Source organism: Streptomyces poriferorum, assembly GCF_019399235.1.
GTDB classification, from domain to species: Bacteria; Actinomycetota; Actinomycetes; order Streptomycetales; family Streptomycetaceae; genus Streptomyces; species Streptomyces poriferorum.
Map to the genome: position 1 here is coordinate 12,653 of NZ_JAELVH010000120.1, position 19,573 is coordinate 32,225.

General features: G+C 69.1%; 16 protein-coding genes. 7 read left to right on the forward strand and 9 right to left on the reverse strand.

Annotation, left to right across the window (positions count from 1 at the left end):
• Positions 1–22 precede the first annotated feature (22 nt).
• A complete protein-coding gene (locus tag JGS39_RS21080) occupies positions 23–481 on the forward strand; it encodes an NUDIX hydrolase (protein ID WP_219570774.1) in 459 nt (152 codons plus the stop codon).
• 12 nt (positions 482–493) lie between these two features.
• Here the strand turns inward: JGS39_RS21080 and JGS39_RS21085 are convergent, their stop codons facing one another.
• Entirely contained in the window at positions 494–970 is a 477-nt protein-coding gene (locus JGS39_RS21085; protein WP_308120572.1) for an NUDIX domain-containing protein, read from the reverse strand.
• 98 nt (positions 971–1,068) lie between these two features.
• Between JGS39_RS21085 and JGS39_RS21090 the strand changes: the two genes are divergently transcribed.
• Both JGS39_RS21090 and JGS39_RS21095 read left to right on the forward strand, forming a co-directional pair.
• Positions 1,069–1,557, forward strand: coding sequence for a MarR family winged helix-turn-helix transcriptional regulator (locus JGS39_RS21090; RefSeq protein WP_306071556.1), 489 nt, complete (start codon positions 1,069–1,071; stop codon positions 1,555–1,557).
• Entirely contained in the window at positions 1,554–2,837 is a 1,284-nt protein-coding gene (locus JGS39_RS21095; protein WP_219570777.1) for an MFS transporter, read from the forward strand. The genes JGS39_RS21090 and JGS39_RS21095 overlap by 4 nt, the downstream gene beginning before the upstream one ends.
• Positions 2,838–2,989: 152 nt before the next feature.
• Here the strand turns inward: JGS39_RS21095 and JGS39_RS21100 are convergent, their stop codons facing one another.
• From JGS39_RS21100 to JGS39_RS21130, 7 genes are all read right to left on the reverse strand, one after another.
• Complete coding sequence (locus JGS39_RS21100) at positions 2,990–4,120, reverse strand: ABC transporter ATP-binding protein (RefSeq protein ID WP_219570779.1); 1,131 nt, start codon at positions 4,118–4,120, stop codon at positions 2,990–2,992.
• Positions 4,121–4,145: 25 nt separating this feature from the next.
• Positions 4,146–5,210 carry an ABC transporter ATP-binding protein gene (locus tag JGS39_RS21105; RefSeq protein ID WP_219570781.1) on the reverse strand — a complete coding sequence of 355 codons (1,065 nt, stop codon included), beginning with the start codon at positions 5,208–5,210 and terminating at the stop codon, positions 4,146–4,148.
• Positions 5,211–5,220: 10 nt separating this feature from the next.
• Complete coding sequence (locus tag JGS39_RS21110) at positions 5,221–6,198, reverse strand: ABC transporter permease (protein ID WP_219570783.1); 978 nt, start codon at positions 6,196–6,198, stop codon at positions 5,221–5,223.
• 116 nt (positions 6,199–6,314) lie between these two features.
• Positions 6,315–8,117: an ABC transporter substrate-binding protein gene (locus tag JGS39_RS21115; protein WP_219570785.1), complete on the reverse strand. Its 1,803-nt coding sequence runs from the start codon at positions 8,115–8,117 to the stop codon at positions 6,315–6,317.
• Between the two features lie 108 nt (positions 8,118–8,225).
• Positions 8,226–9,176: an ABC transporter permease gene (locus JGS39_RS21120; RefSeq protein WP_306083121.1), complete on the reverse strand. Its 951-nt coding sequence runs from the start codon at positions 9,174–9,176 to the stop codon at positions 8,226–8,228.
• Between the two features lie 764 nt (positions 9,177–9,940).
• Positions 9,941–11,812 (reverse strand): translational GTPase TypA, encoded by a 1,872-nt coding sequence (gene typA / locus JGS39_RS21125; RefSeq protein ID WP_219570786.1) that lies wholly within the window; start codon positions 11,810–11,812, stop codon positions 9,941–9,943.
• Between the two features lie 526 nt (positions 11,813–12,338).
• Complete coding sequence (locus JGS39_RS21130) at positions 12,339–14,738, reverse strand: ABC transporter family substrate-binding protein (RefSeq protein WP_219570788.1); 2,400 nt, start codon at positions 14,736–14,738, stop codon at positions 12,339–12,341.
• Between the two features lie 330 nt (positions 14,739–15,068).
• On the opposite strand from JGS39_RS21130, the gene JGS39_RS21135 reads away from it, so the two are divergent.
• The 4 genes from JGS39_RS21135 to JGS39_RS21150 are packed head-to-tail and all read left to right on the forward strand — an operon-like array spanning position 15,069 to position 18,918.
• Positions 15,069–15,317 carry an Rv0250c family protein gene (locus tag JGS39_RS21135; protein ID WP_219570789.1) on the forward strand — a complete coding sequence of 83 codons (249 nt, stop codon included), beginning with the start codon at positions 15,069–15,071 and terminating at the stop codon, positions 15,315–15,317.
• A 32-nt stretch (positions 15,318–15,349) separates the two neighbouring features.
• The gene (gene sdhC, locus JGS39_RS21140; RefSeq protein WP_371602911.1) at positions 15,350–16,237 is read left to right on the forward strand and encodes a succinate dehydrogenase subunit SdhC; all 888 of its coding nucleotides are present in this window, start codon (positions 15,350–15,352) and stop codon (positions 16,235–16,237) included.
• On the forward strand, positions 16,238–18,148 hold the full coding sequence (locus JGS39_RS21145; protein ID WP_219570794.1) for a fumarate reductase/succinate dehydrogenase flavoprotein subunit: 1,911 nt from the start codon (positions 16,238–16,240) through the stop codon (positions 18,146–18,148).
• Positions 18,145–18,918, forward strand: coding sequence for a succinate dehydrogenase/fumarate reductase iron-sulfur subunit (locus JGS39_RS21150; RefSeq protein WP_219570796.1), 774 nt, complete (start codon positions 18,145–18,147; stop codon positions 18,916–18,918). Before JGS39_RS21145 ends, JGS39_RS21150 begins: the two co-directional genes overlap by 4 nt.
• A gap of 54 nt (positions 18,919–18,972) precedes the next feature.
• Here JGS39_RS21150 and JGS39_RS21155 read toward each other — a convergent pair whose 3' ends face one another.
• Positions 18,973–19,524 (reverse strand): isochorismatase family protein, encoded by a 552-nt coding sequence (locus tag JGS39_RS21155; RefSeq protein ID WP_219570798.1) that lies wholly within the window; start codon positions 19,522–19,524, stop codon positions 18,973–18,975.
• Positions 19,525–19,573: the final 49 nt, after the last annotated feature.

Sequence of the window (19,573 nt, forward strand, 5' to 3'; positions counted from 1 at the left end):
ACACGAAGGAGGGGCGGGAACCATGGACGCTCACGTACGGACCCGTGTTTCGGCATACGCCATCGCAAGTCAGGACGACCGCCTCCTGCTGGCCAGGCTGTCGGACGCTTCGCCTGTCTTCGCGCCGGGGCTGTGGCACCTGCCGGGCGGCGGGATCGACCCGGGCGAGCAGCCCGCCGAGGCGCTGGCCCGCGAGCTCCGGGAGGAGACGGGGCTGGAGGTCGCGGACGCCCGGCTGGCCGACGCCCGGACCTACACGGCTCGGCGGAACGGGGTGAGCTGGAGCCTCACGGCCCTGTTCTACGTCGTCACGCTCAAGGACGGGGCGCCGGCGGTGGCCGAGACGGACGGCTCCACGGACGCGGTGGCGTGGGTCCCGCTCGCCGAACTGCGGGACGACGCCGTGCTGTCACCGGCCGCGGCCGACGCCCTCCGCATCCTCGAACGGACGGGGGCGGCGGCGCTCACCCTCCCCCGTTGACGCGGCCAGTTCTCACACCGCCCGGCCCCGGCCACTCCACGGCCCGTCCGGGGCCAGGGCGTCGAGCACGGTCAGTATCTGCGGCGGCTCGACCGGGTCCGGCAGCACGGCCAGATCCGGCCGGGCGAACCAGGCATGGGTGTCCAGGCTCGCCCGCTCGTCAGGGAGCAGGCCGGTCCTCAGCAGGGACGGCCGCTCACCGGTGAACCGGGCGAGGTAGAACTGCTCCGTCCCGGTGTACCGCTTGCCCCGCCACCGCACATCCCGGTCAACGGGCACCCACCGGTCGAGGACGGCGGCCGGGTCGAGTCCGGTCTCCTCCGCCAGTTCGCGCCGCGCCGCCACCAGCGGGGTCTCGCCCGGCTCGATGCCGCCGCCGGGCGGCTCCCAGAGCCATGACCCGTCGACCGGATCCCGCCAGCGCAACAGGAGCAGACAGTCGGCTGCGTCGAGGCAGATGACCCGGGCGGCGGGCCGGAGCGTTTCCACCACGCCGACGCTATGCGGCACGTGGAACCCGAATCAAGCCCCGTACCGGTCCGCACCGGCCCGCCAGCACATTATCCAAGCACTGTTATATTAGCGCTGTGACATTTTCGGATCCCACAGCGCTGCCTGATCCCTGGCATTCCCTGCACGAGCTGCTGGCGGCCATGGACGCCGAGATCGAGCAGGTCTACGTCGAGCGCGGCATCGAGGGCGTACGGCCCCGCTTCGCCTATCCGCTCATCCGGCTCGCCCACACCGGCCCCCTGACCATCCGTGAGCTCGCGAAGTCCCTGAACCGCTCGCACTCCGCGATCAGCCAGACCGTCGCCGCCATGCTCAAGGAGGATCTGGTCACCTCCGAGCCGGGGCCCGACGCCCGTACCCGGCACATCGGCCTGACCGAGCGCGGCCGGTCGCTGGTGCCGTTCCTGGAGGCGGAGTGGCGCGCCACCCATGCCACGGTCGCCGAGCTGGACCACGAGGTCCCGCATGCGATGACCGGCGTGGTCGAGGAGGTACGGAGGGCGCTGGACCGCCGGTCGATGCGGGAGCGGATCCTCCACCACCTCGCCGAGCCACCGCGATGAGCGGGGGTTCGCGTGTCCGGTTCCTCGACACCCGCCCGCTGCGCGGCAACCGGCCGTTCCGCGACCTGTGGATCGGCACCTCCGTCTCCCAGCTCGGCGGCCAGACGGCCAATGTGGCGGTGCTGGCCCAGGTCTGGGATCTGACCGGCAGCCCCGTGGGCACCGGCGCCATCGGGCTCGCCACCGGTCTGCCGATCGTGCTGTTCGGGCTGCTCGGCGGCACCCTGGCCGACACCGTCGACCGCCGCGCCGTGGTGCGGGCCACCACCGCGGGCCAGCTGCTGGCAGCCGCGGGGCTGTGCGCCCAGGCCCTGGCGGACAACCGCAACGTGCTGCTGCTGCTCGCACTGGTCGCCCTGGGGACGAGCTGCGGCGCTCTCGGAGCTCCTGCCCGGCGCACCTTCCCGGTCCGGCTGTTGCCGGGCGACCAGGTGGCGGCCGGTCTCGCGCTGACCAACATCTCCTTCCAGGCGGCCATGCTGGCCGGTCCCGCGATGGCCGGGCTGATCATCGCCCGCTGGGACTTCCCTGCCGCGTACGCGACCCAGGCCGTGACCATGGCGGTCTCGATGCTCGCGGTGATCCGGCTGCCCGCCATGCCGCCCGACGGCGCCGGCGCGACGCGCGGCAGGCGCCGGCCGGAGCGTGGCGGGTGGTGGGTCGTCCTCGGCCGCCCGACGCTGCGGGGCTCGCTGGCCACCGACCTGGCCGCCACACTGCTCGCCATGCCCGTCGCCCTCTTCCCGCTGGTCAACGAAGTCCGCTTCGGAGGAAACCCGCAGACCCTGGGCCTCTTCCTCTCGGCCGTCGCGGTCGGGGGCATCACGGCCGGTCTGCTCTCCGGCACGGTGACACGGTGGCGCCGCGGCGGCGTGGTCCAGCTGGTCGCGGCCGGTGTCTGGGGCCTGGCGCTGGCCTGTTTCGGTCTGGCGGGGCCCTTGTGGGCGGCGCTCGGCTGCCTGGCCGTGGCGGGCGCCGCCGACACCGTGTCCGTCGTCACCCGAAGCGCCCTGGTCCAGCTGGAGACGCCGGACGCGTACCGGGGGCGGGTCTCCTCGGTGGAGCACGTCATCGGCGTCGCGGGCCCCGAGCTCGGCAACTTCCGCGGTGGCCTGCTGGCATCGGCCACCTCCGCCCCCCTCGCCCTGGTCGTCGGCGGGCTCTCCGCCACCCTGGCCATCGCCGCCGTGGCCGCGACCCACGCCCCGCTCCGTGCCTACCGCACACCGTCCGCCGCCGCTGAGCCCGCCGTCCCCGAAGCCGTCGTACCGGCCGGATGAGCAAGACCCGACGCCGTCCGGCCCGGCACCACGAACGGGTGCCGTCCGGCCGCCGCACGGGCCCGGAAACACGAACGGGTGCCGGGACGCTTCCGCGTCCCGGCACCCGAGCTCCCGGCTCCGCCGGAGGGTGCTGCTACTTCCAGTCCCAGCTACTTCTTGTCCGTGTTCTTCTCTTCCAGAGCGACGAGCGCGGGGTCGAGAACGACGTCCGGGCCGGTCTTCTCCGTGGTCGGCGCCTCCGGGAAGTGGCAGGCCGTCAGGTGGCCCTCACGGGCACCCGAGAGCTGCACCAGCGGAGGCTCCTCCGTCGCGCACTTGTCCTGCGCCTTCCAGCAGCGGGTCCGGAAGCGGCAGCCGGAGGGCGGCATGATCGGCGACGGCACGTCACCGAAGAGCCGGATGCGCTCCGTCTTGTCCGCGTCCAGGTCCGCGTTCGGCACCGCCGACAGCAGCGCGTGCGTGTACGGGTGGCGCGGGGCGTTGTACAGGGAGTCGCGGTCGGCGACCTCCACCACCTTGCCGAGGTACATCACCGCGATGCGCTGCGAGAAGTGACGGACGATCGCGAGGTCGTGCGCGATGAACACGAACGCGATGTCCAGCTCGCGCTGAAGCTCCTGGAGCAGGTTGATGACCTGCGCCTGGATCGACACGTCGAGCGCCGAGACCGGCTCGTCCGCAATGATGATCTTGGGGTTGAGCGCGAGCGCGCGGGCAACACCGATGCGCTGACGCTGGCCCCCGGAGAACTCGTGCGGGAAGCGGTTGTAGTGCTCCGGGTTGAGCCCGACCGTCTCCAGCAGCTCCCGCACCCGTGCCTCACGGCCTCCGGGCGGGTTGATCCCGTTGACCTCCATCGGCCCCGAGATGATCGTTCCGACCGTCTGCCGCGGGTTCAGCGAGGCGTACGGGTCCTGGAAGATCATCTGGATCTCGGACCGGATCGGTGCCAGCTTCCTACGGTTGGCGTGGGAGATGTCCTGGCCGTTGTAGGTGATCGTGCCGCTGGTCGGCTCCATCAGCCGGGTGAGGAGCCGGCCCGTGGTCGACTTGCCACAGCCCGATTCACCCACCAGGCCGAGGGACTCGCCCGGGTACACGTCCAGCGTCACGTCGTCGACGGCCTGGACCGCACCGACCTGCCGCTTGAAGGGAAATCCGCCGTAGATCGGGAAGTGCTTGGTCAGGCCCTTCACGCTCAGGAGCGGTTCCGAGACATCCGGCTCCCGCTGCGCCTGAGCCGTGTCCGGACCGGCGGTGTTGCTCTTGTTCTCGCTCATGGTCATAGCCCCAGTTGCCGGTACATCAGCCCAGCCGGGGCTGAATCGTCTCGATGAAAACCTGCTGCTTCTGCTCGCCGGTGAGGTGGCAGGCAGAGCCGCGCCCCTCCGGAAGCAGGGGTCGCTCGTTCACGCAGCGGCCGCTCCCGTCGACGATGTCGACGAACGAGCACCTCGGATTGAACGCGCAGCCCGACGGCGGGTTCAGCAGGCTGGGCGGCGACCCCGGAATCGGCGTCAGTTCCGAGCCCACGTCCTGGGAGAGCCGCGGCATCGAGCCGAGCAGGCCCCAGGTGTACGGGTGCTCCGGAGTCTTGAGCACCTCACGCACGGTGCCGCGCTCGACGGCCCGGCCCGCGTACATCACCAGCAGGTCGTCGACGGTGTTCGCGACGACGCCGAGGTCGTGGGTGATCAGGATGATCGCCGAACCGAACTCCTGCTGAAGATCCTTGAGCAGGTCGAGGATCTGCGCCTGGACGGTGACGTCCAGGGCCGTCGTCGGCTCGTCGGCGATCAGCAGTTCGGGGTTGCAGACCAGCGACATCGCGATCATGGCGCGCTGACGCATACCGCCGGAGAACTGGTGCGGGAAGTCGTCGACCCGGTTCTTCGGGTCGGGGATCCCGACCTTGCCGAGCATCTCGATCGCCCGCGCACGCGCCTCCTTCTTGGAGGCACCCGTGTGCTTGATGTACGGCTCCGCGATCTGCCGGCCCACCGTGTAGTACGGCGAGAGCGCGGTCAGCGCGTCCTGGAAGATCATCGCCATCTTGTTGCCGCGGAGCGTCTGGAGCTGCTTGTCGGAAGCTCCGGTGATCTCCTGGCCGTCCAGCACGATCTCGCCCGAGACCTGGGTGCTGCGCCGGTTGTGCAGCCCCAGGATGCTCAGGTTGGTCACCGACTTGCCGGAACCCGACTCGCCGACGATACCGAGCGTCTGCCCGCGCTCCAGGTCGAACGAGAGCCCGTCCACGGCTTTGACGATGCCGTCCTCGGTGGAGAACTGGACCCTCAGGTCCCGCACCGACAGGAAGGCTCCGGACGAGGAGGGTGCGGGCGAGTCCTCGGTCTTGGTGAGTGTGGTCACGGTCGTACTCCTAGGACAGACGCACGCGCGGATCGATGAACGCGTACGCGGCGTCCACGATGACGTTGAACAACAGGATGAAGGCGGCGCTGAAGATCAACACGCCCATGGTCAGCGGGAGGTCCTTGAGGACCACGGAGTCGCGGGCGAGGCGGCCGACTCCGGCCAGACCGAAGGTGAGTTCGGTGACCATGGCGCCACCGAAGAGCGCACCCATGTCCATACCGATGATGGTGACGATCGGGATGAGCGAACCGCGCCAGGCGTAGCGGAAGAAGACGAAACGACTCGTCATACCCTTCGCGCGGGCTGCCTTGACGTGCTCTTCCTGCAACTGCTCGATCATCGACGAGCGCGACATACGCGTGTACTGAGCCGTGAAGATGACCGACATGACGAGCCACGGGATCAGCAGACCCATGAACCAGCCGCTGAAACTCTCCGTCAGCGGCACGTACTTGGGCTTGTCCAGCCACCCCGTGCTGTAGACGAAGATCCCGAGGACCACCGGGCCGAGGAAGTAGATCTGCAGGGAGCTCAGCACGAGCGAAGCCGAGCTGACCGTCTTGTCGACCTTCGTGCCCTTCTTCCAGGCGGCGAGCATGCCCAGACCCAGACCCACCACGAGGAAGACGACGAGTCCGCCGGCGGAGAGGGAGAGCGTCAGCGGGAGACGGTCGATGATGGTGTCCCACACCGGCTGTCCGCTGTCGAAGGAGATACCGAAGCAAGGGGCCGCGCACTCACCCACGGGAAGATCGCGACCGGCGAAGATGCCGACCATGTAGTGCCAGAACTGGACGGCCACGGGCTGGTCCAGGCCGAGGTTCGTGTGAATGACCTTCAGCGCGTCCGGCGTGCAGTTCTTTCCACATGCGAGCAGTGCGGGGTCCTGCGGGATGGCGAAGAACATGAAGTACGTGACGGCACTGATCAGGAAAAGTGTCAGGACTGCGCCGAGCGTCCGGCGAGTGAGGAATCGAAGCATGGCTGGTCGCTGCTCTCAGGACGGCGGCAATGAGGGGGACATCAGGAGAGGGCCTGACGTCCCGGGGGTGCGCGCTCCGCCGTGTGCGCACCCCCGGGATCGGCCTGTGCGGGTCGCTACTTCTTCAGGTACAGACGCGTGACGTCGACGTAGCTGGCGTCACTCGAGTACCGGAGGCCACCGACGTTGGAGCCGAAGATCTGGAACACCTTGGTGAAGTAGATCGGGGCTGCCGGGTTGATGCGCTCCACGATGTCGTGGTGCAGCGCGGTCCAGGCCTTCTGGGCCTCGGCCGGGTCCGTGATCTTCATGATGCGGGCGATCTCGGCGTTGACCTTGGGGTCGTTGACGTGCGAGTAGACGGAGGAACCGTCCTGCAGCTGGGTACCGTCGTAGGACGGCGGGATGACGGTGGAAGCCGCCGGCCAGTCCTGGCCCCAACCGGTCATGTACAGGTCGAGACCGTTCTTGACCTTGCCGACCTGCTCGTACCAGGTGGCGGAGTCGATCTCCTTCTTCACGACCTTGAGGCCGATCTCCTCGAGACGCTTGGAGATCAGGACCGCCTGCTGCTGGCGGACCGGGGTGTTGCCGTAGGCGTAGATGACCTTCTTGCCCTCGGCGCCGGCTTCCTTGATGAGCTCCTTGGCCTTGGCCACGTCACCGTTGGGCTTCTTCAGCTTGCCGAAGGGGTCGTAACCCTTCTCGTAGCCCGGAACGGTCGGGGCCATCAGACCGGTCGCGGTCTCACCGCCGTAGGCGCCACCGTCGAGCTTGTAGAGCTGCGCGTTCGGCATCGCGTAGGTGATCGCGTCACGGACCTTCTTGTCCGTCATGCGGTCCAGGTTGAAGTTGAGCTGCCACACGTACGGCGCGTAGCCCTGGATCGTGCGCTTCATCGCCGCGGCGTCGCCGACGACCTTGCTCACCTGGTTGGTGGCGACCTGACCCGTGAACATCACGGCGTTCTTGGCCTCGCCACGGTCGGCCAGGAGGGTCTTGGTCTGGTCGTCGTCGTCGTGGTTGTACTCGATGTTGAAGCCGTCGACGTACTGGTGACGGACCGAGTCGGTCGCCGGGTCCCAGTTCGTGTTCTTGACGAGCTTCATCGACTTGCCGGGCTTGAACTCGGCGATCTTGTACGGGCCGGTCGCGACCGGGTCCGTGTCGTACTTCTCCTTGGTGTCCGTCTCCTTCGGCACCACGGAGTAGCCGGGCATCGCCAGCGCCTGGCCGAGGTCGGGCTGCGCGTCCTTGAACTTGAAGACGACGGTCTTCGCGTCCGGGGTCGCCAGGACCGAGTCCGGCAGGTGCTTGCCCTTGTACGGACCGTCCGGCAGAGCCTTGCGGTACGTGGTGCCCGAGCCGGACAGCCAGTTCTGGATGTAGATCGGGCCGTCGGTGATGAACGGCGCGTAGGTGCGCTCGATCGTGTGACGGATGTCGGACGAGTCGATAACGTTGCCGTTCTCGTCCTTGAGGTTGTCCTTGAGCGTGTAAGTCCAGGTCTTACCGCCGTCGGTCACCTTGCCGGAGTCGGTGGCGAGGTCACCGACCACGGTGAGCTGGCCCTTGTCGTCCTCCTGGTACTGCGTCAGACCACGCTGGAGCAGCCGGTCCAGCTGCTTGGCGTCGCTGACGTAGCTCTGGGCCGGGTCCAGGTGCGAGAAGTCCGCCTCCTGGTAGACCGTCATGGTGCCGCCGGGCTTGGCGCCGGGCACATCGGCCGCAGGACCGGTGGACGCCTTCGCGTCACCCATGATGACGGCCGACGACTGCTTGGCAGCGTCTTCCTGGGTCTTCGTCTTGCCCTTGCTGCTGTTGTCGTTGTCGCTGCCGCCGCATGCGGTCAGCACCAACGAACCGGCTGCCACCGCGATGACCGCGGCGCGCATCTGGCGCGTACCAAAGATGCTCATGACGATGAGTACCTATCTGTCAGTAGTGATCCAACTGAGCTGCCTGGCGCGTCCGGCCCTGGCCGGCGTCCGGGTGACAGCTACCCCATCCGCGGGGGGACGGAAGCTTCAGCGTCCGGACTTGGGGTCGAACGCGTCTCGGACGGAGTCGCCGAGGAGGTTGAACGCCACCACGAAGACGACCATGGCGACACCCGGGAACAGCATGTAGACCGGGTCCTGCTCGTAGATGTCCGCGCCGATGGCGAACATCCGTCCCCAGTCCGGGGTGGGTTCGACGAAGCCGACACCCACGAAGGAGAGGAACGCCACGGAGAGAATCGTGGACGGCAGCAGCAGCGTGGCCTGTACCAGGACAGGCGTGATGATGTTCGGCATCAGTTCCTTGCGGATGATCCGCGAGGGCGATGCGCCCGAGATCCTGGCGGCCTCGATGAACTCCCGCTCGCGCAGGGTCAGCGTTTCCGCACGGATCAGACGGGAGAGGCCCATCCAGCCCAGGAAGGACAGCACGATGATGATCGCGATGGCCCGCAGAGTGGTGGGGGTCTCCTCGTCGGGGCGGACGAACGCCGCCACGACCACCGGCATGGAGGCGATGAAGAACAGCTGGCTGGGGAAGCCGAGCAGGAAGTCCGTCAGCCGGCCGACCCAGTAGTCGATCTTGCCGCCGAAGTAGCCGCCCACCAGGCCCATGAACACGCCGATCACGACCATCAGGACGGTGGCGGCGAGGGCGGTGTAGATCGAGGTACGCATGCCGTAGACGAGCTGCATGAACACGTCGCGGCCGAGGTTCGGCTCGATGCCGAACCAGTGGTCGGCCGAGATGCCGCCCGCCCCGCCCGTCGGCATGTTGAACTCGTCGAGGAGGTCGAGGTTGTCCTGCCCGTAAAGGGTGTAGGCATCCTTGCCGTAGAGCATCGAGATCACGGGCGCGAGGATCGCCACCGCGAAGAAGAACAGGACGATGCACGCGGATATGACCCCGGTGCGGTCCCTCTTGAAGCGACGCCACATCAGCTGCCCGGGAGAAAGACCTGCGGCCTGCTTGGCCACCGGTCCACCGGACTCCGACTCACTCCCGGACGCCGGAAGGGCTGACGCCTCGGCGTCATCAATCTGCACAGGACTTGTCACGGTCGGTCGACCCCCATAGGGATCAGCGTCGCGCACACGACCCAGTTGGTGCTTATGGCACCACGCATGGGTTCCTCCTCAAGAGTCCACTTGTTCACCGCAGGAGAGACACCGACGTCCGCCGTCATCCCTGACGTGCCTGATCGGTACACCCAGCGTGCTCGTGAGTCGGCACCCTGCCAGTGCGCGCCTCATTGACCCGAGCTCAACTGAGCCAACTATTGAGCACAACCGGGCTGTAAACCACACTTAAAGGGTCTCGGTTTGACAACATAGGGAAGCCTTGAATGGCCGAAATTCGGACAAAGGGATCCTAGACAGACACACCCGAAACGGACTGTTAACACGTGGTCCGGTGAACAGCGCCCGATATCCGGACGTCTGACGAAAGAAAACAGGTTGCGCAGCACGGCCGGGCGGCGCACGTCCGGCGCCGTCGCGGGACGCGGCAACGGGGTCGCCCGGCGGGCGCGTTTCCCCTCGCACGCGACCGCCGCCGACGCGGCCCGGAGGCCTCCCCCGGAGCGCGTTTCGGGTCATTCCCGACCTTGACCCCGTCGCGGACGTCGCGCACCCGGAGACGGGCCCCGGAGGCGCTTCAGCGGCGCCGGGGGCCGGTGGGACCGGCGCACGGGAAAGGCCCGGCTCCGCGGCAGTCGCGGAACCGGGCCTTACTCGTGGGATCAGCGCTTGGCGCGCGAGGCGGAGCGGCCGCGCTCCTTCTGGTCCAGGACGACCTTGCGGATACGCACGGTCTCCGGGGTGACCTCGATGCACTCGTCGTCGCGGCAGAACTCCAGGGACTGCTCGAGCGAGAGCTTGCGGGCGGGCACGACGTTCTCCGTCGTGTCCGCGGAAGCCGCACGCATGTTGGTGAGCTTCTTCTCCTTGGTGATGTTCACGTCCATGTCGTCGGCGCGCGAGTTCTCACCGATGATCATGCCCTCGTAGACCTCGGTGGTGGCCTCCGTGAAGATGACACCCCGCTCCTGGAGGTTGACCATCGCGAACGGCGTCACGACGCCGGCCCGGTCCGCCACCAGCGAGCCGTTGTGACGGGTGCGCAGGTCGCCGAACCACGGCTCGTGGCCCTCGAACAGGGAGTGCGCGATGCCCGTACCGCGGGTCTGGGTCAGGAACTCCGTACGGAAGCCGATGAGGCCGCGGGACGGGACGATCCACTCCATGCGGACCCAGCCCGAACCGTGGTTCGTCATCGTCTCCATGCGGCCCTTACGGGTCGCCATGAGCTGCGTGATGGCGCCGAGGTGCTCCTCCGGCGAGTCGATCGTCATGCGCTCGATCGGCTCGTGGGTCTTGCCGTCGACCTGCTTCGTGACCACCTGCGGCTTGCCGACGGTGAGCTCGAAGCCCTCCCGGCGCATGGTCTCGATGAGGATCGCCAGCGCGAGCTCACCGCGGCCCTGGACCTCCCAGGCGTCGGGACGCTCGGTGTCCAGGACGCGGAGCGAGACGTTACCGACGAGCTCGCGGTCCAGACGGTCCTTGATCTGGCGGGCGGTGACCTTGTGGCCCTTGCCGCCCTTGCCGACCAGCGGCGAGGTGTTCGCACCGATGGTCATCGAGATGGCGGGCTCGTCGACCGTGATCAGCGGCAGCGCGATCGGGTTCTCGGTGTCGGCCAGGGTCTCGCCGATCATGATGTCCGGGATACCGGCGATCGCGCAGATGTCGCCCGGGCCCGCCTTCTCGGCGGGCTTGCGGGTGAGCGCCTCGGTCATCAGCAGCTCGGTGATGCGGACGTTGGACTGCGTGCCGTCACGCTTGATCCAGGTGACCGTCTGGCCCTTGCGCAGCTCGCCCTGCTCGACGCGGCACAGCGCGATACGGCCGAGGAAGTTGTCGGCGTCCAGGTTGGTGACGTGCGCCTGGAGCGGGGCTTCCTCGTCGTACTCCGGAGCCGGGACAGCGGAGAGGATGGTGCTGAAGAACGGCTCCAGGCTGTCGCTGTCCGGCGGGACGGTGCCGTCCTCCGGCTTGGTCAGCGAGGCGACACCGTCACGGGCGCAGGCGTAGACGATCGGGAACTCGATCTGGTCCTCGTCGGCGTCCAGGTCCAGGAAGAGGTCGTACGTCTCGTCGATGACCTCGGCGATCCGGGAGTCCGGCCGGTCCGTCTTGTTGATGCAGAGGATGACGGGCAGCTTGGCCGTCAGCGCCTTGCGCAGCACGAAGCGGGTCTGCGGCAGCGGGCCCTCGGAGGCGTCGACCAGCAGCACGACGGCGTCGACCATCGACAGGCCTCGCTCGACCTCACCGCCGAAGTCGGCGTGGCCGGGGGTGTCGATGATGTTGATCGTGATGACGTCGCCGCCATCCTTGGGGTGGTACTTCACGGCCGTGTTCTTGGCCAGGATCGTGATGCCCTTCTCACGCTCCAGGTCGTTCGAGTCCATCATGCGTTCGTCGAGGTTCTCGGCGGCGTGCGCGGCGAAGGCGCCGGCCTGCCTGAGCATGGCGTCGACCAGCGTGGTCTTGCCGTGGTCGACGTGGGCGACGATGGCTACGTTACGGATGTCGTGGCGCGTGGGCATGGGTGGCTTGCGCTTCTCTCGGATCGGGGATTCAGGCGTCTTAGTCGGTCTTGAGTCCTCGTACGCCCGCCGGGCGGACGCGCCACGGCTAGTCCCATGGTACGGGCCAGGCGCGCCTCCGGCTTCCCGGGCAAGGGTTACCAGCCATGGGACGGGGTATCGCCTCCGGTCCGGGTGATGCGGTGGGCCCGCGTCCGCTTGGTGTTTCCGCCTCCGTGATCAGGTCTTCCGCCGGAATTCACCGGTGGTCATGAACACGGTCCCCCGGGCGGATGACGCGGACGCGGGGCCGGAACAACTCCGGAGGTGGGGCTCCGCAGCTGCGGCTCCTCGGCGGGGGCTCGGAGCGGGCCTCCACGGCGCGGTCGTCGGGTTGGGGCCCTTCGGCCGGCGGTGGAGCGGTCAGGTCACCCGGGTCAACAGGTATCCACAGCCTTGCCCGCCGGCAGTCCGGCGGGCAAGGGAATTGAGCCAGTTCTGAGCTTTCGGTCCGGCGCTGACCTGCTGATTCGCCGTTCTGGCCGGTTTACTTCGTCTTGTTGGCCGGGGCTCCGGCGGACTGCGGCTTCTTGAAACCGATGTCCTGGTAGTGCGGCACCCCGAAGCCGAAGGCGCCGACGTTCACGAGCTTCCTGTCCGTGGCGACCAACTGCGGGCGCTGGTAGAGGGGAATCGATCCTGCGGCGGCCCAGATCCGGGCGTCCGCCTGCTTCATCAGATCCCGGGACGTCTTCTCGTCGAGCTCCGAGACCGCCTCGTCGAAGAGCTGGTCGATGTGGTCCGTGCCGACGCGGGAGTAGTTCTGCTCGACGAGCAGCGAGCCGTCGGTGGCGGGCACCGGCTTCGCGAAGATCGGGCGGTTGTCCGTGGCCGGGTAGGCGGTGGCGGGCCAGGAGTACAGCGCCAGGTCGTAGTCACCGGAGGCCACGTGGTCCCGGAAGTAGCTGTCGTCGGAGACCTTGGTGATCTCGGTACGGATCCCGATGGTGTCCAGCATCGCCGCGATCTTGTCGCCGACGCTGCGCAGGGACTCGGAGCCGGGACCCGACGGCAGGACGAACCGCAGCGTCAGCGCCTTGCCGTCCTTGCCGAGCGGGCCGCGTGCGGTGTCGGGGGCCTGGACGGGGGCAGCGGTGCCGACCGGGGCGTAGGCGCCGGCCGCTCCGCCGGGCTGCCGGTCCTGGGCGGTGATCCGGGCGGGGGCGTCCTCGGAGGTGCCCGTCTCGCCCAGGTGCCCGGCCTGGCGCAGCAGGGCGGCGCTCTGCGCGGCGGCAGCGGGGGCGGGCGCGATGACGTGGGTGGCGGTGCCCTCGGCCTCGCCGGGCTTGTCGTCGCCGACGATGTACAGGCCGTCGTCCCTGGAGGGCTCGCGGCGGGCGGCGTCGTCGGTCTTGCCGTCGTCCTTCGCGCCCTCAGCCTTCTCTTCCTCCGCCTTCTCCTCCTTCGTCCTGTCGGCCTCGTCCTCCTTCTTCCCGGGCTTCTCCTCCTCCTTCTTACCGGTGTCCTTCTGCTTCTCGCCCTCGCTGCCCGCCTTGGTCCCGTCCGTCTTCTTCAGGGCGCCCTCGCGCGTCCACCCGGCGTCGGCCAGCAGCGCCTGCGCCTCCTTGGTGTCCTGGCTGCCGAGCGCGTCGCTGCCGTCCTTGTACGCGGGCTGCCCCGCGAGGGCCAGGTGGCTGCCGAGGGGGTCGGCGGGCAGACCGAGCGGCTTGAGCACGGTGTCGGCGAGCTCCTGGCGGTCCAGGGCGCGGGCCACTGCCCGGCGGACCCGGTCGTCGGCGAGCGGCCCGCTCTCTCCGTTCAGCGCGAGCTGGGTGTAGGCGGGCTCCAGGGACTTGCGGACCGTGTAGAGGCGCAGGTCGCTCTGCTCGGCGGCGTACGCCTTCGCGGCCTCGGCCTTGTCGTCCCGGGCCTCCTGGGCCTCCTGGGCCACCTCCTCGTCGGAGCCGTGGGCCAGTGCCCAGGACCGCAGCGCCTGGGCCGGGGTGATCTCGGAGCCGGGGCCGTGGGCGGGCGGTGCGCCGTTGCCGCCGGTGGCCCGGGCGGCCTGGACGATGCGGTTGGCGGCCGCCGCGTCGATGTCGGCGACATCGACCTTCCCCTCGGTCAGCGCCTCCGTGCGGTCCTGCGGCTTCACCGCCTTGAAGACGAGCGAGTCGAGCTTGGCGGGGCTGCCCCACCAGCGCGGGTTGCGGGCCAGCGTGACGGAACCCGTCTCCTTGTCCACCTCGCGCAGCCGGAACGGTCCCGCGGTCGCCTTGAGCGTGGACCGCGCACCGTCGTTGAAGGCGTCCGGGGAGCCCGTCACCTGCTTCGGGTACAGCGGGGAGAAGAGGGAGCGCCAGTCCGCGTACGGCTTGCCGAAGGTGACCTTGACCTCCAGGTCGTCGGCACCTCGCTCGATCTTGTCGATGCGTTCGTACCCGGCGTTGCGGGCCGTCCAGAAGGCGGAGTCCTTGCCGCTCAGCGCGCGCCACTGGGCGACGAAGTCCGGTGCGCCGATCTCCCGGCCGTCGCTCCAGACGGCCTGCTGGTTCAGCCGGTAGAGCACGACCTGCTTGGGCTCGGTCTCGACGACCTTCGCGGATTCCAGGTAGTCCGGGTTCAGCTGCGGCCGGCCCTTGGCGTCCAGTGGGAAGAGGGTCGGCAGCAGGGCGCCGGTGATCCGGGTGGTGGCGCTGTCGGCGTCGGCCTGGAAGGCGTTGAGGGTGGCGGGCATCGCGTCGATGGCCCAGTTGACCGTGCCGCCCTCCGCCACCTGGGCGCGGGCCGCGGACGCGATGTCCTGCGGGGTGACGGCGACGCTGGTGGCCTCGTCGCCTCCCGAGCTGCAGCCGGCCAGGACGGGGAGGGTGAGCACCCCCGTGGTGAACAGTGCGAGCGAGCGGCGCTTTCGGGATGTCCCGCGCGGGACGCCGACGTGGGACATGACTGATACCTCCGGGGACGGCCCGGCCCACCGTTACCCGTATGAGCCGGATTCTGCTTATTTGGTGGCATTTGCAGTTGATCACACTGGTTCCGCCCGTCCACTGAAAGCGCCCACGCGCGAGAGACCGCGCAGACACGGCGCAGCGACCCCGAACCTCACCCGTGCGGCGGAGTGCCGGAACCGGCCCGGATTCCGGCACCGAAGGGGGCCGCCCCACCCCACTCGGCAAGACGGGGCCGCCCGCTCTCTTCCCAACGGGGATGTGACGCGCGACACTCGCATGCGCATGAGCATGGCCACCCGCGACTGCGGAAGTGAGATCAAGTCATGTCACTGCAAGACGAATTGACGGCTGTTCAGCTCTGTCTCGACGACCTGGTCCGCACCGTCGGACGGCTGGAGCGGAGCCTTGCGCAACTGCGCGAGGCGGCCACCGCCCCGGCCCCGATCGGCCCGGCCGGCCACGCCGCACCCGTCGACGGCGTCATCACGATCACCGAGGCGCCGTACGACACCACCCTGTGGACGGACTCGGACGACGAGGGTCTGGGCGTCCCCGGCAGGCACGCCCCCTAGCCGGCGCGTCTGACACCTCCTAGGAGAGTTCCTTGGCCACCGGTACGGAAACAGGAACGGATTCAGGCAAGGACCCGGGCAGCGCCCCGGGCACGCGACCCCGCCCGCCGGGCGGTCCCGCCGCCCGGACGACGGGCGTGCACCACCCCACGCGGGCCGCCATCGCCGCCCGGCATCTGCGGACCGACCGCTGGTGGCTGGCTCCCGCGGTGACGGCGGGCGGCCTGCTCGCCTTCATCGTCTACTCGACATGGCGGGCGTTCTCGAACGCGGACTACTACGCCGCGCCCTACGTCTCACCGTTCTACTCGCCCTGTCTGGCGGACAACTGCGCCCCCATGCGGAACGGCCCGAACTGGGAGATCCTCGGCAGCTGGTGGGGCCTGTCCCCCGCCCTGCTGATCCTGATCTTCCCGCTCGGCTTCCGGCTGACCTGCTACTACTACCGCAAGGCCTACTACCGGGGCTTCTGGGCCTCGCCCCCGGCCTGCGCGGTCGCCGAGCCGCACCGGAAGTACAGCGGCGAGACCCGCTTCCCGCTGATCATGCAGAACATCCACCGGTACTTCTTCTACGCGGCGGTGCCGGTCGCCGGGATCCTCACGTACGACACCGTGCTCACCTTCCGCGACGAGCACTACGCCTGGGGCCACATGGGTCTCGGCTCACTGATCTTCCTGGTCAACATCGCCCTGATCTGGGCGTACACCCTGTCCTGCCACTCCTGTCGGCACATCATCGGCGGCCGGCTGCGGCACTTCTCCAAGCACCCCGTGCGCTACCGGCTGTGGGGCTGGGTGGGACGGCTCAACGCCCGTCACATGCTGCTCGCCTGGGCCTCGCTGATCAGCGTGGCGGCGTGCGACTTCTATGTGTACCTGGTCGCCTCCGGCGCCTTCGACGATCCGAGGTTTTTCTGAATGACTGAGCTCGAACGACAGCAGTGGGACGTCGTCGTGGTCGGTGCCGGAGGCGCCGGGCTGCGCGCCGCGATCGAGGCCCGGGAGCGCGGGGCCCGTACGGCCGTCATCTGCAAATCACTCTTCGGCAAGGCGCACACGGTCATGGCGGAGGGCGGAATCGCCGCCTCCATGGGCAATGTGAACTCCGGGGACAACTGGCAGGTGCACTTCCGCGACACCATGCGCGGCGGGAAGTTCCTCAACCAGTGGCGGATGGCGGAACTGCACGCCAAGGAGGCGCCCGACCGGGTCTGGGAGCTGGAGACCTGGGGTGCCCTCTTCGACCGCACCCCCGAGGGAAAGATCTCCCAGCGCAACTTCGGCGGCCACGAGTACCCGCGGCTGGCCCATGTCGGGGACCGTACCGGCCTCGAACTGATCCGCACGCTCCAGCAGAAGATCGTCTCGCTCCAGCAGGAGGACGAGCGCGAGTTCGGTGACCACGAGGCACGCCTGAAGGTCTTCCAGGAGTGCACCGTGACCCGCGTCCTGAAGGACGGGGACCGCGTCTCCGGGACCTTCTGCTACGAGCGCGAGACCGGCCGCTTCTTCGTGCTGGAGGCGCCCGCGGTCGTCCTCGCCACCGGCGGGATCGGCAAGTCGTTCAAGGTGACGTCGAACTCCTGGGAGTACACCGGCGACGGCCACGCACTCGCGCTGCTCGCGGGCGCGCCCCTGCTGAACATGGAGTTCGTGCAGTTCCACCCCACCGGCATGGTCTGGCCGCCCTCGGTCAAGGGCATCCTCGTCACCGAGTCGGTACGCGGCGACGGCGGGGTGCTGCGCAACTCCGAGGGCAAGCGGTTCATGTTCGACTACGTCCCCGACGTGTTCAAGGAGAAGTACGCGCAGTCGGAGGAGGAGGGCGACCGCTGGTACGAGGACCCGGACCACAACCGCCGCCCGCCCGAGCTGCTGCCGCGCGACGAGGTCGCCCGCGCCATCAACTCGGAGGTGAAGGCGGGCCGCGGCTCGCCGCACGGCGGGGTGTTCCTGGACGTGTCGACCCGGATGCCCGCGGAACGGATCCGGCGCCGGCTGCCGTCGATGTACCACCAGTTCAAGGAGCTGGCGGACGTCGACATCACAGCGGAGGCGATGGAGGTCGGCCCGACCTGCCACTACGTGATGGGCGGCATAGCCGTCGACTCCGACACCGCGGCGGCCCTGGACGTGCCCGGCCTGTTCGCGGCGGGCGAGGTCGCGGGCGGCATGCACGGCTCCAACCGGCTCGGCGGGAACTCCCTCTCCGACCTGCTGGTCTTCGGCCGGCGGGCGGGGCTGCACGCGGCCGGGTACGCCGCGTCCGCCGGCACCCTGCCGGTCGTGGACGAGGCGCAGATCGACGCCGCGGCCGCGGAGGCGCTGCGTCCGTTCAGCGCCGAGGACCTCGCCGAGGGCGCGCCGACGGAGAATCCGTACACCCTGCACCAGGAACTGCAGCAGACGATGAACGACCTGGTCGGCATCATCCGGCGGGCCCCCGAGATGGAACGGGCCCTGGAGAAGCTGGCCGGTCTGCGCGAGCGGGCCGAGCGGGCCGGCGTCGAGGGCCACCGGCAGTTCAACCCCGGCTGGCACCTCTCCCTGGACCTGCGCAACATGCTGCTGGTCAGCGAGTGCATCGCGCGGGCGGCCCTGGAGCGCACCGAGAGCCGCGGCGGTCACACCCGCGAGGACTGCCCGGTGATGGAACGGTCCTGGCGCCCGGTCAACCTCCTGTGCCGGCCGGTGGACGAACAGGACACCGCGAGCGGCCGGATCGATCTCGTACGCAAGGTGACCGAACCCATCCGTCCGGATCTGCTCTCCCTCTTCGAGAAGGAGGAGCTGGTCAAGTACCTCGCCGATGAGGAGCTCGAAGAGTGAGCAGCTACGACGCACGGTTCAGAGTGTGGCGCGGGGACACCGAAGGCGGCGCTCTGGAGGACTTCCGGGTCGAGGTCAACGACGGCGAGGTCGTCCTCGACATCATCCACCGCATCCAGGCCACCCAGGCGGGCGATCTGGCGGTGCGGTGGAACTGCAAGGCGGGCAAGTGCGGTTCGTGCAGCGCGGAGATCAACGGACGGCCGCGGCTGCTGTGCATGACGCGGATGTCGGTCTTCGGCCGCGAGGAGACGATCACGGTCACCCCGCTGCGGGCCTTCCCGGTGGTGCGCGACCTGGTGACGGACGTGTCGTTCAACTACACCAAGGCGCGCGAGATCCCGGCCTTCGTCCCCCCGGAGGGAGTGAAGCCGGGCGAGTACCGGATGCAGCAGGTCGATGTGGACCGCTCGCAGGAGTTCCGCAAGTGCATCGAGTGCTTCCTGTGCCAGGACACCTGCCATGTGGTGCGCGACCACGAGGAGAACAAGACGGCCTTCGCCGGGCCGCGCTTCCTGATGCGGGTCGCAGAGCTGGACATGCACCCCCTGGACGCCGCCGCCGAATCCGGACTCGACCGGAGGGCGACGGCGCAGGAGGAGCACGGGCTCGGGCTCTGCAACATCACGAAGTGCTGCACGGAGGTCTGCCCCGAGCACATCAAGATCACCGACAACGCGCTGATCCCGTTGAAGGAGCGGGCCGTGGACCGCAAGTACGACCCGCTGGTGTGGCTGGGCAACAAGATCCGGCGGCGGGACGCGACCTGAGGCCCTGAAGGCCCCGTGGCCCCGTGGCCCCGTGGCCTCAAGGCCTCAGGGCCGTCAGCCGAGGAGCTTGACGATCGCGTCGGTGGTGTCCGTCTCGCCGAGTCGGGGGAAGATCCGCTCGACGCTGTTGTCGTGGGCCTCGGCGCTCATGTCGGTCACCGCGTCCGTGGCGACGGTGACGTGGTAGCCGTGCTCGTGCGCCGAGCGGGCGGTGGACTCGACGCCGATGCTGGTCGCGATGCCGGCCACCACGACCTGGGTGACGCCGCCACGGCGCAGCCGGAGGTCGAGGTCGGTGCCGTAGAAGGCGCCCCACTGCTGCTTGGTGACGACGATGTCGCCCTCGGCCGGGCCGAGTTCGGGCACGATCTCGGCCCAGTCGGCGGCCGGCTGCCCGGACCGTGCGGGGCCCTCCGTGCGGCCGGGGGCTCCGCCGGTGACGCGGACCAGGACGACCGGGAGGCCCTTGGCGCGGAAGGCATCGGCGAGGGTCGCGGCGCGGGCGACGATCTCGGCGGCGGGGTGGGCGGTCGGCAGGCCGACGATGCCCTTCTGGAGGTCGACGACGATCAACGCGGTCTTCGGGTCGAGAGTGGTGGCGCTCATGGTGGTGCTCCTTGCCGGGGGGTGCTCGGGGGATGGGACGGTGGTACGG

What these genes read in the sequence shown, in the direction of transcription:
- JGS39_RS21080 (WP_219570774.1), top strand. Translation starts at nt 23, where the DNA reads ATGGACGCTCACGTACGGACCCGTGTTTCGGCATACGCCATCGCAAGT.
- JGS39_RS21095 (WP_219570777.1), top strand. Translation starts at nt 1,554, where the DNA reads ATGAGCGGGGGTTCGCGTGTCCGGTTCCTCGACACCCGCCCGCTGCGC.
- JGS39_RS21100 (WP_219570779.1), bottom strand. Translation starts at nt 4,120, where the DNA reads ATGAGCGAGAACAAGAGCAACACCGCCGGTCCGGACACGGCTCAGGCG.
- JGS39_RS21110 (WP_219570783.1), bottom strand. Translation starts at nt 6,198, where the DNA reads ATGCTTCGATTCCTCACTCGCCGGACGCTCGGCGCAGTCCTGACACTT.
- JGS39_RS21115 (WP_219570785.1), bottom strand. Translation starts at nt 8,117, where the DNA reads ATGAGCATCTTTGGTACGCGCCAGATGCGCGCCGCGGTCATCGCGGTG.
- typA (WP_219570786.1), bottom strand. Translation starts at nt 11,812, where the DNA reads ATGCCCACGCGCCACGACATCCGTAACGTAGCCATCGTCGCCCACGTC.
- JGS39_RS21130 (WP_219570788.1), bottom strand. Translation starts at nt 14,738, where the DNA reads ATGTCCCACGTCGGCGTCCCGCGCGGGACATCCCGAAAGCGCCGCTCG.
- JGS39_RS21135 (WP_219570789.1), top strand. Translation starts at nt 15,069, where the DNA reads ATGTCACTGCAAGACGAATTGACGGCTGTTCAGCTCTGTCTCGACGAC.
- JGS39_RS21145 (WP_219570794.1), top strand. Translation starts at nt 16,238, where the DNA reads ATGACTGAGCTCGAACGACAGCAGTGGGACGTCGTCGTGGTCGGTGCC.
- JGS39_RS21155 (WP_219570798.1), bottom strand. Translation starts at nt 19,524, where the DNA reads ATGAGCGCCACCACTCTCGACCCGAAGACCGCGTTGATCGTCGTCGAC.